At 38.3% G+C, this 13,813-nt stretch carries 14 protein-coding genes; 7 read left to right on the top strand and 7 right to left on the bottom strand.

The window, feature by feature from the left end; translation table 11 throughout:
- Positions 1–124 precede the first annotated feature (124 nt).
- Together MMH89_RS03175 and MMH89_RS03180 are read right to left on the bottom strand one after the other, a co-directional pair.
- Positions 125–508, bottom strand: a complete 384-nt coding sequence (locus MMH89_RS03175) for a DUF4116 domain-containing protein (protein ID WP_258568004.1) — start codon at positions 506–508, stop codon at positions 125–127.
- Between the two features lie 148 nt (positions 509–656).
- On the bottom strand, positions 657–1,325 hold the full coding sequence (locus MMH89_RS03180; RefSeq protein WP_258568005.1) for a Bax inhibitor-1/YccA family protein: 669 nt from the start codon (positions 1,323–1,325) through the stop codon (positions 657–659).
- 448 nt (positions 1,326–1,773) lie between these two features.
- Here MMH89_RS03180 and MMH89_RS03185 point away from each other — a divergent pair, with 448 nt between their 5' ends.
- Positions 1,774–2,079 (top strand): Hpt domain-containing protein, encoded by a 306-nt coding sequence (locus tag MMH89_RS03185; RefSeq protein WP_258568006.1) that lies wholly within the window; start codon positions 1,774–1,776, stop codon positions 2,077–2,079.
- Complete coding sequence (ubiG, locus tag MMH89_RS03190; protein WP_258568007.1) at positions 2,066–2,737, top strand: bifunctional 2-polyprenyl-6-hydroxyphenol methylase/3-demethylubiquinol 3-O-methyltransferase UbiG; 672 nt, start codon at positions 2,066–2,068, stop codon at positions 2,735–2,737. The genes MMH89_RS03185 and ubiG overlap by 14 nt, the downstream gene beginning before the upstream one ends.
- On the opposite strand, the gene MMH89_RS03195 is transcribed toward ubiG, so the two are convergent.
- Positions 2,718–3,521: a hypothetical protein gene (locus tag MMH89_RS03195; protein WP_258568008.1), complete on the bottom strand. Its 804-nt coding sequence runs from the start codon at positions 3,519–3,521 to the stop codon at positions 2,718–2,720. The two genes, ubiG and MMH89_RS03195, sit on opposite strands and share 20 nt — an antisense overlap.
- Before the next feature lie 55 nt (positions 3,522–3,576).
- On the opposite strand from MMH89_RS03195, the gene MMH89_RS03200 reads away from it, so the two are divergent.
- Entirely contained in the window at positions 3,577–3,933 is a 357-nt protein-coding gene (locus MMH89_RS03200; RefSeq protein WP_258568009.1) for a hypothetical protein, read from the top strand.
- Here the strand turns inward: MMH89_RS03200 and bamD are convergent.
- Positions 3,916–4,569 (bottom strand): outer membrane protein assembly factor BamD, encoded by a 654-nt coding sequence (gene bamD / locus MMH89_RS03205; protein WP_258568010.1) that lies wholly within the window; start codon positions 4,567–4,569, stop codon positions 3,916–3,918. The genes MMH89_RS03200 and bamD overlap by 18 nt on opposite strands.
- Before the next feature lie 140 nt (positions 4,570–4,709).
- Between bamD and MMH89_RS03210 the strand changes: the two genes are divergently transcribed.
- On the top strand, positions 4,710–5,705 hold the full coding sequence (locus MMH89_RS03210; protein ID WP_258568011.1) for an RluA family pseudouridine synthase: 996 nt from the start codon (positions 4,710–4,712) through the stop codon (positions 5,703–5,705).
- On the opposite strand, the gene MMH89_RS03215 is transcribed toward MMH89_RS03210, so the two are convergent.
- A complete protein-coding gene (locus MMH89_RS03215; protein WP_258568012.1) occupies positions 5,662–6,252 on the bottom strand; it encodes a hypothetical protein in 591 nt (196 codons plus the stop codon). The genes MMH89_RS03210 and MMH89_RS03215 overlap by 44 nt on opposite strands.
- 114 nt (positions 6,253–6,366) lie before the next feature.
- Between MMH89_RS03215 and MMH89_RS03220 the strand changes: the two genes are divergently transcribed.
- Together MMH89_RS03220 and MMH89_RS03225 are read left to right on the top strand one after the other, a co-directional pair.
- Positions 6,367–7,626 carry a trypsin-like peptidase domain-containing protein gene (locus MMH89_RS03220; protein ID WP_258568013.1) on the top strand — a complete coding sequence of 420 codons (1,260 nt, stop codon included), beginning with the start codon at positions 6,367–6,369 and terminating at the stop codon, positions 7,624–7,626.
- A complete protein-coding gene (locus MMH89_RS03225) occupies positions 7,623–8,948 on the top strand; it encodes an MFS transporter (protein ID WP_258568014.1) in 1,326 nt (441 codons plus the stop codon). The genes MMH89_RS03220 and MMH89_RS03225 overlap by 4 nt, the downstream gene beginning before the upstream one ends.
- On the opposite strand, the gene gltX is transcribed toward MMH89_RS03225, so the two are convergent.
- Positions 8,932–10,341, bottom strand: a complete 1,410-nt coding sequence (gltX, locus tag MMH89_RS03230; protein ID WP_258568015.1) for a glutamate--tRNA ligase — start codon at positions 10,339–10,341, stop codon at positions 8,932–8,934. The two genes, MMH89_RS03225 and gltX, sit on opposite strands and share 17 nt — an antisense overlap.
- A gap of 163 nt (positions 10,342–10,504) precedes the next feature.
- Positions 10,505–12,145, bottom strand: coding sequence for a hypothetical protein (locus MMH89_RS03235; protein ID WP_258568016.1), 1,641 nt, complete (start codon positions 12,143–12,145; stop codon positions 10,505–10,507).
- Positions 12,146–12,522: 377 nt separating this feature from the next.
- Between MMH89_RS03235 and MMH89_RS03240 the strand changes: the two genes are divergently transcribed.
- Entirely contained in the window at positions 12,523–13,788 is a 1,266-nt protein-coding gene (locus MMH89_RS03240; protein WP_258568017.1) for a hypothetical protein, read from the top strand.
- The last annotated feature ends 25 nt before the right edge of the window (positions 13,789–13,813 follow it).

Here is a 13,813-nt window from a genome sequence, read left to right on the forward strand (position 1 = left end):
AAATCAGGAAGAGATACACCTCTTTTCTGTTAAGTATCAATTTTTTTTCCTACTCTTAATTTATAACCCAAATACGCCTCAACAGGATAACATCTCGAGATCAAACATCATAATTAAAGTAGTTTTACCTTCCAGCACTAGCAGAGGGAGCCCTTACTTTTAATTTAGCCTGTACATGCTTACTAGCATACCTAATCGCCTCAGGAGAAAGTTTAATGGCCTCCTTTACAAAGCCCAAATCTTGTTTCAATTCATCATCAGCATAACTTAATGCCAATCCTTTATTTTTAACTGTCGCCAACACGATCCTTTTATCATTTTCAAAGCGATCAGAAGCATACATTAAGTTTCTACCATTTCGAGATAGAGCGATCTCAACAACCTCATCATCATCTTGTAGAGACGGCAGAGCATAACTTAGCACTTCAGAAAAAGGATACCCCACTCGATCGCGCACCTGCACACTTATACTTGCTCCTGCTAAAACAATAGTCCGATCTGCACGCATCTCTACTGGTAGATCGCTGAACCATAGCCTAGAAGAAGATGGAGTAAAGCTACCATTAAAAAATCCTAGACGTTATGAGAAAATATAAGACTAAATCATATAAAATGTCATCTCTAGTATAGCTCTCTTCTAATAGATAAAGACCTAATCAGTCTCTTTGTCCACCAAACATCATGAAAATTCTTAGTAAGCTTAAGAATAGGTTATAGATCGCTATAAACAGCGAGATTGTGGCCACAATATAATTCCGCTCTCCACCGTTAATAATTTGACTGGTATGGAACAAAATAAAGCCAGATGACATTAATGCAAAGATAGCAGACACGACAACGTGTAAGATAGGTGATCCCAAGAAAATAGACGCCAAACTTAGTACAAACCCAGTCACTGCTAAAGTGAACAACGCACCACCTAAGTAACTCATATCACGGCCTGTCGCTAACACATACGATGATAACGCTAAAAATGTGATACCCGTTGTTGCCAAACTCATACCAAGAATTTGGTAGCCATTCGTTGTTGACTTTAAGAGCATGCCAATTATTGGACCTGTAGTATACCCAAGAAAGCCAGTGAACAAAAATGCAAACAAGACACCCATTGCACTATGGCTATAACGCTGCGTCAAGAATGATAAACCGTAAAACCCTGCAAGCATAGGTAAAAGCCCCGGATGTGGCAACTGTAATTGTACACTCACCCAAGCTGTAAATGCACTAAAGATCATTGTTAGGCCTAGCAAGGCATACGTGTTTCTTAATACTTTATGTGTAGAAAGATATGAAATATTTGATGCTGTTTGTGTTCTATAGCTCATAGCTTCACCTCTATAACTTACAAAAATTATAACCCACTTTTAGATAAAAAGCTAGGCCTGCAGCGCCCTGGGATCTTATATAAGTCTAAGGGTAGTCTCGACTTTTCAAAACAATCCCCTCTATCATAAAGATTAGAGTGACGACAATAAAAAAGCCTGGGCGCAATCATTGCATAAAGATCATCCTGATAAGGTCCTCTCTTTCCCAGACTTTGGCATTCATCCTAAACACCACTCATAGAGCTTGTAACCATTTTAGCAGCCATTGAGAGATTTGTGCAACCAAATACCTTACACGAAATGACTGGCTAACACACTAAAACATTAAAAAACAGTTGATTAAAAAAAAACAACATTGAAAACTGAGATAATGCGCACATTAAAACTTGACTAATGCTGATGCGTTTGATTAACTAAGTAATGCATGGATTAGCCAACGGACAAAAAAATGCATATTGAAAATTCTCAGCTGATAGCGCTTTACGGAAACCTAGGTTCAGCACAACCCATCATTGATTTATTTATCAAAAATTCTCCAGAATTAATCAAAGATTTAGAAAAGTGCATCATGCTGAATGCACACAGTCAACTTGACGACCTGTGTCATAAGTTAATCGGACAATCTCGGTACATAGCCTGTAAAAGAATCGAAGAAATTGCTGAGTTACTCCCCACGAAAAGCAACATAGAAAAGCTTAATTTATTAGATGAATTAAAAATAATTATTTCTGAGATTAAGCATGAACACTCATAACCCGTTTACAGATCAACCCGAAACATGGTGGGACCCAGGCGGCCCCTTTTGGACTCTGCACGCCATCAACCCTATTCGTCTAAAGTTCATTAATCAACATGTCTCTAAGAATCAGATAGGGCTTGATATAGGATGTGGCGGTGGAATTCTAACTGAGCCACTCAGCAAATCTCACAAAATGACGGGGATTGATATTGATCACTCACTCATTAACCTTGCAAAAAACAGGCCAAACACTGGACATATCCAGTACATAAACGGAGACCCTCGAACACAAATAAACACTCATGAATCATTTGATTTTATCGTTTGCCTTGAAGTGCTAGAACATGTTGAGGATCCTGAATCAATGGTTACACATATTTCTAACTTAGTTAAACCCGGGGGGCTGATTATCTACTCCACCCTAAATCGGAACCCAATCTCATTTCTAGGTAGCATTATTGCAGCTGAATACATACTTAATATATTGCCAAAAAATACTCATCAGTATGATAAATTCATCAAACCCAGTGAACTCACTGCATGGAACCTTGACAACCAATGTCAGCTAATAGATATAACCGGGATACACTTCAACCCCATTACACGACAATTTTTTACGTTAAACAACACACTGATCAACTATATCGCCTGCTTTAAAAAAGAAGCCCCATAGTACGACGCATATGCTGAGACATATGTGTAATGACATTTCGAGCATACCAAACAGATCCTGACTGACATGTGATACGAATCGAGGAACATCTCCCAGAATCTAATAGTTGAAGCAAACCATCAAACGTCTCCAACTTAAGCAAACTTGAGATAGATGAATCCATTAATAATACACAGCCTACCGTAGGGTTAGAAACCCAATCTTGTAGACTTGCACATTGTTGCCATAAGTGGTTAATCCCCTGAATATTTGAGAAACATAGTTTATGCTGCCTTAAAGCACGCTCACCTGAAGTACGCGCGACTCTTACACTCGTAATCGGTAACTGACCTTGATCAACGCGCTGCTGATTAAACTTAGCAGAGTAAAAAAGTAACTCTATTGACACTGATCGTGCTAGCTCTTGTAAACTATCATTACCGTTCAAATCAAATAGATCATTACCAATCCCCTCAAAATCATGCAACCAACACAAATGAGAGTCATGCGCACGAATTGTACTGAATGCAGATTGTAATAACTGTGACATCAACAAGTAATGATCCTTTGAGATATCAAACTGCGGATAGACTCGCTCCTCTTTTATAGCAACCGGAACCAATAAGCTTGACTCAATACCTGGCAATAGCCAATCAGTACTAAACCCCCTCTTTGATACTAGACCGCATTGCTGTAAAATCTCACGATGTGAATACTCCCCGTCTATATATACTGGCTTTGGCCACGCCAGTTCATGCTTACGCAGACAATTTTCACCCAATAGAACTACATCAATATGCTTCATTCTACACTCCAAACTATGATAATATTATAACCTGTAAATAACACCCATGCTCAATATGAAACTCCAAGAAAACCATCTCGTAAAAGCACCTGTCTTTAATCTAGACGATCAAAGCATACAGGTCAATCGAACACAGCACAAAACAAGCATAGTAGTCACGAAAACCTGGGAGATCCTTGCAATTAATATAACTGAGATTAAACAGTGGTCAGAGCATCCTAAAAGTAAACCCTGCGCTCAAATTATTACAAGAACCGACAACAGAATTCCTACTTGTAATGATTTTGATTTATTTTGGGCACACAACAAAGGGGTAGATTTTCTACCACTCAACCAAGCCATTCAACAAGTTAAAATAATGATTCTGGATCAAATTCACTATCAGTGGCTAATCTTACTGCCCAGAAACTAGCTGATCTATGCTATTAGAAACATCTGCATTTGGAAACTCAATTGCTAGCTTTGCCAAACGTCTTCCAACAGCCTCAGGTCGACCTGACTTAGCATTAAGAGCAGCAATCTTCAAATCATGCTGAGCCAATACATTCTCAAGCTCACTCGCAATTTCTAATACTGAAGCAACCTTTGGGCTTTGAGGGTAGTTTACAGAAAACGCACGAGCCTCCTGGAAGATTTCATCTAACTTTTGCATATTGCAGTAACGTTCCTTCAGATTGAACTTCCTAGCCATCCAATGTTGTGACCATAAGTAACCAGCAGAAATTTTGAGATAAGAAACCTCTGAATGATAATGAGCAGCAACCAACCCATTATTTAACAGGCGGTCTGCATATTCCGACGCTAAACTATAACTCCCTAACTCAACATAAGCAGCTAAAACACCTACCCTAAGCTCCTCAACGTGAATATCAGTAGGATACTGCGCAACAAAACTTTGCCCTATATCTAAAGCATCTTGGTACTTTTCTGAATTTGCAGCACTTGTATACGCTTGATACATAGCTCCTGCATCCATATCCTGATAGCTTTTTTTATCTGCACAACCGGCTAGCATACAACAAAAAACCAAACACCATGTTTTTTTCATATAAAAATCCTCTTTTGTTAATCAATATATCTATTGTGAGCATGATAACAAACTCCAACAAGCTATCCAATATATTTTTTTAACAAACACTGTGAATTGCTAGATTGAGATAGACACTTGACAAAACCCATATTAAACATATGATAAAATTACTTAAATCACAATCCAATATGATTAGACATACTTTTGAACAAGACTCCGACAAAGAACGTTTAGATATTGCAATAAAAAGACATTGCGAGGAACTATCCCGATCTGCAATACAGGCTTACATAAAAAATGGGTCAGTATCAGTGAATCAAACTATTATTACTACACCCAAGCATATTGTAAATACGAACGACCTGATTGAATACCAATTTGAACCACAAGTACAATGCACTGACCTTCCGGAAGCCAGGACGTTAGAAAAGGCCTACGAAGATGAACACCTTGTCGTAATTAATAAACCGGCAGGATTAACCGTTCACCCTGGCGCAGGACAAAATGCTGGCACCTTACTTAATGCACTCTTACATGACTACCCTAATAATTCTGATTTACCTCAAGCAGGGATGGTACATAGACTAGATAAAGACACCACAGGGCTTATGATCGTCGCCAAAACTCTTGAGGCACATACCAAGCTAACAGCCATGATGCAGAAAAGAAAAATTAAACGCCAATATTTAGCGCTGGTAACGGGTCGAGTACTCCAACCCGGAACAATAGATGAACCCCTTGCACGCCATAGCCATAATCGGCAAAAATTCGCAGTACACCCATACGGCCGTCAAGCCATCACACACTTTACAATAGCAGAGCGATTCCTCCACTTCACGCTACTTAATGTAGCCCTAGAGACCGGGCGAACGCATCAAATCAGAGTACACATGAGTCATATTAAACATGCTATTGTTGGAGACCAAAAGTATAAACCTCAATTAAAATTTAAAAAAGGAGTTATAACGCCAGAATTTGAGAAAATTATCCGCTCTTTTTCTAGACAAGCATTACATGCAACTCGACTGGCATTCGAACACCCTATTACAAAAAACAGTATTGATGTCAAATGCCCTACCCCGCAAGACCTTGAGCAACTATTAGCTGCAGTTAGATCCGAAGACGAAGCCCAACACGGCAAGAAGCATCAGTGACCTTTAAGCCATCATCAATTGACAGCGTCTCTTCACCCATTGCGTAAGCCTTAGCTGATTGATAGTAAAACTTAAACTCAGTTATGTAATCAAAATACTCACTTAATGAGCGGCTATAACCTGCGCCATAAAAATTAGGTCTAACTTGTAGCGAAAAATTATGATCTTTTTCAGAAATTGTTTGCTTAAACCCTCGCAACTGAAACCCTACTAACCCATAAACCTCATGATCATCCAATCGAATCCCTGGTCGTAGCAAGATTTCAAATGGATCCATAACAGACTCATCTCCATTTTCAGAATTAATCCAAGATTCTAAGGAGAGTGGCTTACCTTCTAACATAACCGGTAAAACAAACATATTCTTAAAATTAAACATATAGCCTAACCCTACATCATAGGGTGATGTCATTTGCTGATCAAACTGAACATAGTACCCAGCCATCCTAATAATGGATGGTGACAACTGTGTCCCATAACTGGCCTGCAATAATACCTGAGCTGCTGATAAATTGGTTGCCAACAACAGTGTAATTATTTTTTTCACGTTTTCTCCTTTATTTCATTTAACACCCGAATCTACTTTACCCAAAATTAAGTAATCTTGTAAAGAAATATCAAATCGGTTATGCTGAAAAAATGATTAAATGGAGTTTAGTAAATGAAACACATCTTAACAGCGGTCGTATTCGCTTTTACGATTACCCTCGCTCAATCAGATTCTAACATAGCTAGTACTGCCTCTGACTCCGTGGTTAGCATATATGTTGAATACCCCCAAATGAATGCCTACGGTTCACCTGCTCAAGCATTTGGGACAGGTGTTGTTCTCTCTGATGATGGCTATATCATTACCAATAATCATGTTATTAGCCATGCTAACAACGTTGTTGTACAAACCAACGGTGGGCATAGAGCTTATGCACAAGTTGTTGCCTCCGCCCCAGACTTTGATATTGCAATTGTTAAAATTGATCCTGCTTCAAGAGAACCTTTACGCCCTATCCAGTTTGCTAAAACACAAAATATATCTGTTGGGGACCAAGTAGCAGCTGTTGGTAATGCATTTGGATTTGATCAGACCTATACCCAAGGTGTTGTTAGCAAAGTTGATAGAAATATATCACTCGGCTCAAGGGTGCAAAGTTTTACACAAGTTGACTGCGCGGTCAACCCCGGAAACTCTGGCGGACCGTTATTGAACAAACAGGGTGAACTCATTGGGATAGTCACTGGTATTTATGGTCCCAAACTACAAACAAGCTTCAACATTGGAATTGCATTAGCCATACCTGTAGATGTTGTACAACCTGTTGTAAATCAGCTCCTGAAAAACGGATCTGCAACACCTGGATGGCTAGGCATTGCTTCTCAAAAATTAACTCCAGAACTAGAATCAGCATTCGCTAAGAACCATATCGCTCACGGTGTATTAGTTAGCGAAGTCCTTCCTGGTTCACCAGCAGCCAAAGCAAAACTTAAGCCAACTGATATTATCACCCAAATTAATCACATACCTGTTCAATCTCCTCACCACTTATCTAGTTTAGTTACTGCTCTTGGAAGTAATGCAACTCTAGATATAAATTATATACGCGACGACCAGCCATCATCACTTCGTTTAAAAACTGGGCACCCTGGCAACTACAGTCCTCCTAGCACACATGGCCCCTATGGGTTTAGCATGACGGAGCAAGCTCACGCACAACTTGGAGGAGCCACACATAGAGGGGTTTACATTAATGACATCGCTCCACAATCCCCTGCAGCACTCAATGGGCTTACTATAGGAGACAAAGTGGTATCAATTAACAACAAAAAACTCACTAAGCTCGAAGATGTCAGTGCACACCATGCAAATGAAAGCCCTCAAATAATGGAGATTGAGAGAAATCAGCGTACCTTCTTTGTATCATTATGAGTAGTATCACTCAGCTCATCAGCAACCCATTAAAAAGAGCTTGGTGTCTTTTTGACTGGGCTCATAGTGTTTGGCCTGTTGTTATTATTACATTTGTATTTCCTAATTACTTTACCAAAGAAATTGCAGCAGACTCCTTCACTGGGAGTATTCTTTGGGGGCACGCCATGACACTTTCAGGCCTACTCATTGGATTAATCACCCCATTTCTGGGCGTGATATCTGACACCCTAGGCAACTCAATGTTTTGGCTGAGACTCTTTACGATTATTAATATTATTTGCGCTTTTGCGCTATGGTTTGCATACCCAGATCCTTCATATATTTATTACTCTCTAACATTTGTTATTTTGGGTGTCGTTGCTTTTGAAGTATCAAGTGCCTTTTATAATGGTCAGCTCACCCAAATTTGTGATAGCGACGAGATCTCAAAAATTTCAGGGCTTGCCTGGGGACTGGGCTACATCGCAGGTATATTTTGTTTGGCCATTGCATTTATCCTATTCATCAAACCAGACATACCAGCCTTTGGATTTAGTGAAGCGAACCATCAGTCTCATATTCGGATTATTGGGCCACTAGTCGGCCTCTGGTATTTAGTGTTTGCAATCCCACTCATGCTCCAAAGCGAAGATAAATTCCCCAATAAATCAGTCATTAACAAAAATGAACATCCGCCACTACTCACTATATTAAAAAGTGCATACCGTAAATTTATAGATTCAATCCATAAAGCAAAAAAAACATCCTTTATCTTTTATTATCTCATTATTCGTATGATCTACACTGATGGAATCAACACACTATTTGCTTTCGCAGGAATTTATGCAGCTAACACATTTGACATGGATATGTATGGCATTATGATCTTTGGGATTGCTTGCAATCTAGTTTGTGGCATTGGTGCAATATTATGTGGATGGCTTGATAGTATAATCGGTGAACAACGCTCTATTACTATTGGACTGACCTTTATAACCATTATTACTGCTGCAATCTTATCCGTAGATACACTTGAAGCATTTTGGGTCCTTGCATTACTTGCAACATTCTTTATAGGCCCTCTACAGGCATCTAGTCGCTCCCTCATGGCCAAAATCTGCCCAGACGAATCACGCGGAGAGTTTTTTGGGCTCTATGCACTATCCGGACGTATTACTTCGTTTTTAGGCCCCTTATTTCTAACAGAAATAACCTTAATCACTGGATCACAGCGCAGTGGAATGTCAACCATACTCATCTTCTTTATTATAGGACTTATTGGTATGTTATGGTTGGAAATCCCTCAACAATTACTCGTAGCCACTAAAGAATCTGACTGATACGATTAAGTATCTCTTCTTTTGTTAGTAAACTTCCTAGCACCTTAATCTCCATCCCTGAACTAACACCCAGCAATGCCTGACGGATAGGAGCGAATAACTTGCGTCCCTTAACGCCTTGTTCTTCTGAAATCTTACTAAGTATCCCTGCTATTATTTCTGGATCTATATAGATAGCATCTACCTGATCAATGCCTTGTTTAAAGCTTTCTACCACATTTTTTTCAGAATCCTCTAAGCTCAACACAGGCATTTTCATTCCTTGTGAAAACAAGTCAATCGTTTCTGCAACTTCAACTAATGTATAAAACTGCTGGCTAAGTGAAGTCCAAAATAAGTCCATCCATTTAGCATCTACTTTACCATACTTAGCGTCAACTTGATTGACCAATGCAGCATGCATGTGTTCAGCGCTCATTCGAACCAAATGTTGATGATTAATCCACCTTAGTTTTTCACGATCAAACATAGCAGGAGACTTATGCACACGATCCAAACCAAAAGAGGCTATCAACTGCTCAACTGGCAGGTATTCAGTAGCATCAGCACTACTCCACCCTAATAGCGCAACATAATTAAGCAATGCTTGTGGTAAGAATCCGCTCTTTACAAAATCCTCTAGTGCTGCTGAGTCATCCCGCTTAGACAGTTTCTTCTTATTAGGCCCTAAAATCATGGATAGATGACCAAAGCTAGGTGTTTTCCAATCCAATGATTCATAAACCATAAGCTGTCTAAGTGTATTAGATAAATGCTCCTCACCACGTAACACATGAGTTATTTTCATTAAATGATCATCAATCGCACAACAAAAGTTGTAGACTGGGTGCCCATTGGATCGTACGAGTACAAAATCTCCTACCATATTAGCTGGCAATCGTGTTTCTCCATGAACTAAATCCTTGAATGTATAAACCTTATCCGCAGCATCATTTCTGAAGCGTATAACATAAGGCGCACCTGCTTTTAAACGCTGATCAACTTCTTCTTTCGTTAAGTCACGATGAGGGCTTTTAAGCTGTCTATTTTCATGAGAGTGTAGATCTTTTAGCTCTGAATCTGACAAAAAGCAATAAAAGGCCTTCCCTTGCTCCAATAAAGTTGCTACATAAGACTGATATAAGTCCAAACGCTTGCTTTGCTGATAAGGCTCATAATCTCCACCTATATCAGGACCTTCATCCCATGTTAATCCCAACCATTTTAAATCATTTAACTGACGACTGGCTGCATCATCAATATTACGGGATAGATCAGTATCTTCAACTCTTATGACAAAACTTCCCTGGTGATGTCTAGCTAACAGATAATTATACAACGCAGTTCTAACACCGCCTAAGTGTAACGAACCCGTTGGTGATGGTGCAAAGCGCACTCTAACTTGATCACTCATACTCTTCTCAATCTATTAAATCCTATTAAGGGTAGCACAATGCAGTCATTATTAAATACCTATTGAGATATTTTTAATACATCAGATACACAAGTCAAAATAAAAAGGGGCATTAAGCCCCTTTTAATCCTATAAAACCAAACTGAAAAACACTTTACAGAGATCATATGGAAGGGCCTCCCTTATTATGTTCCAAGACAGGAGGAGTACCTTCTTTAGTAACTTGCTTGGTTCTACGTAAAGACTGTGTTATTTTAAGATCAATAGTCGCGGTATATTTTTGAACATACGGCCCTACCAGCTTCGAGGTTCTTACACTTTCATCTTGTGAAATATTATAAATACTCTGTAATGTAGCTTTATCTAATTTATTCACTGTAATCTCTAGATCTCTAAACCCGTGCTTGATTACGGTTTTTTCAAGTGACTTAGCAAGGTCATTCCCATCTTTATCTTGCTTACCTCTTAAACTTATAAGTAATGCTGCGATTACAATATCAGGCCTATGGGTTACAAGTTGTTTAGCATGCATACATAACTCAGTTAAAGAAAGCACACTCTTTAGACTCTGTGTTTTGACTTGCTCATTAATTAATCCTGTATCAGCCACTTTCTTTACATTTTGAAACATTATGCTTTTCTTAAATACACTTAAATTACGTCTGTTCACAATCCTAGGGACTGCAATTAATAAAACCGATAAGGCTGCAATATAACTCGTTGCAACTAAAGCTAGCGTTTCTATAAATGCCAATGTTGAGACCATATGAACAAAGTGATGTATAACCATACCCAGGGTTGCTATACCAATTGCTTTATTTGCTGTATGTGCTGTTACATTCAGCTTTTCCACAAGACTGGATTTTTCTTTATGCTCTGGATCTAAAGATAAGTCATTTTCAACACCATCATTGACTTTAACGTCTTTAACATCAATTTTTTGCATATTTAATCTTATAGTATACATTCCTTTAGGTAATGCATAAAATAATGTATAAGCAGCAATGAACCCAAATAGAATAATACTAGCGGTTGGCATTACTACCTTAGCCCCCAGAACCTCAAATGAAACTTGCAGCGTAATAAGTGCTGCGTTCATGAGCGTGAGACCCACAATACCCACTAAAGTGTTTTTAGAGACAGTAACTTCTTTTCTGTTGATATTTGATGACTCTAAATTTAACGTAGCTTTCTCTGATTCTTCAGATTTACTGCGTTGATCGGCACGATATTCTTGAATGCGTTTTACAACAATATAGACTGTTGTTAAAGCAAAGATAGCAATTGCTGCAAACTGTAAACCTGGTAGAAATACGGCAATTGCTTGAAATATAGGTCCAAGCTTGGTGAATAGTGGCCCAGCACTGTGGCTTAAAAAATATATTATAGATGTAAGTGTAAGTATAGATTTTGATGTATTACTTATTTTTGAAGCAAGTTGCTCTCCTTTATTCTGAAGCTCATTTTCAGCATCTACTGCTTTTTCAAACTCACTTGAGCTCGCAATACTTTTACCGTCGTCTGTTTTTACTGATTTTATAAATCTAGGTAATACTTTATGTAATATATATTTACCTGAAGCATATCCCAATAATACTGCACCCAGCATTTCTTCAAGCTGAAGACCTAAAAAAGATTTTAATACGACCGATAAAAACAATGCTAAAATTCCAGCATAGAAGGCTTTTGCTGAGTTATCTAAACTATTTGCAACACTAAGCGCCTTCATACTCAATGTTGCATCAGAGACCTCCTTTACATTATGTACTGTCTCAATTACTTGCTTTACTTGCTCTATGCTCATATATATCTCCTTAGTTAGTGCAGTTATAAAGAGACTCATAGCAATGTCAGAATAATTTATAACCAATAGGCATCTAGAACTTAATAAGCCTGCCCCGTCATTAGATTTTCAATTACCAAAGAGATTCTAGGCATCAAATTTATTCCTAAGCTAGACACCTACCTTCTTGATCAACTGCCTTTACCAAAGGTCTTAAATTAATTATTAATTTTGTGATTAATAAATGCATATAGATACATATTGCGATTAAATCTTTCGGTAAATAAGGAGTATAATCTGTTCTAAAGACAGATAACTGTCCCACACATCTTGACAATATAAAGTCTGACAACGTAAACTTATTAGCTATAAATTAAAATAATTCAAGAGAAAAGTTTATGTTAAAATATAGTAGCAGGATAGATATTAATAGTGTAGCCCATAAAATCTATAAAGATATCCATTCTAAGCCTTATACAGAACAAACAGGACGTGACTTAACACGTGATAGGCCTTACCGACGGATTCATGGATTTACGAGCTCATGTAGAGCAGCAGCATTTATTAGAATCTTTCTAGACATTGCTGAAAAAAATCGTTCAAAATTACCTGGCAATATCCAGGCTTCACTAGATGAATTTTTGAAAGACAAAGAAAACAATATCATACTATTACAAGTTATTGCGCTACTTCGTATTGCGGGTAGAACAATTGATACAGATAGTGGCAAGTTTTTTGCAGAACGAGGTAAAGTGGTTGCGGGAGAATATCTAACAACTCATTTAGGCTGGCCTAAAGAGGCTGCAGAAGATTGGGCTAAGGCCATCCATGAATGTGACCCCATGAATCCTCTTAGTAAAAATAATGTCACTGATATTCGTACAATATTACTCGGTGATGCAGCAACATTAGATACTTTTAGAGATACGCATGCAAAAACAGTAACACCTGGTTATTTCTTTTTGTCCCTACTGTCTAAGGGGGATGAAGGAATACATGAAGATTTGAAGCAAGTTGTGCAAAAAGCGCGTGAACTAATATGCCGGCAACAAAAATTTTGCTATGTAACATACACAGAAGGAGCGCAAGATATTTTATACTATGATGGCACTAGCCTACATAGCAAAGAAAATATATATCAGGCACCTATTCCAAAAACAGCTACAGATTATGATAAAAGAGAGCTGTTAGAAGATTGTTTTTCATTGATGGAGGCAGAAGTTCAAACGGATTGCGGTATAGCTCATAAAGTAGAGGCAGCCCGTGCAGTCAAAAAAAGAGATCATGATGAAGATCCGTCCAGAACAGTGTTAAGTGCCAATCGTGCAGACCTTAAAGTAAATAAGGTGGATGGTGCAGCCAGTAGTAAGGAAAGTGACACTCCAAAAGTCAGTTTTTTAAAAAGAATTATTCAAGCTATTTTATCATTTTTTCGAAGATTATTCTTTGGGGTAAAAAAGATAAAAACTATAGAACGTAATACCAGTAATCCTAAAGTAAGAGCTGAAAATCTGCATACATCTGATCTGACTACTCCTGGTTCACCCACTCCAAAAAAAACGTACCAGCAACAGATCAAAATATTTCCAAGGGTGTATAACTACCCAATATCCCTATTACCCAGGCTAAGCACTCTAAGATATTGTTGTCAGAAAAAAGTTTAGATAGTACAGTTAAGCACCTATGCCC

The sequence above is a fragment of the Candidatus Comchoanobacter bicostacola genome, from assembly GCF_024172705.1.
Taxonomy (GTDB): Bacteria; Pseudomonadota; Gammaproteobacteria; order Comchoanobacterales; family Comchoanobacteraceae; genus Comchoanobacter; species Comchoanobacter bicostacola.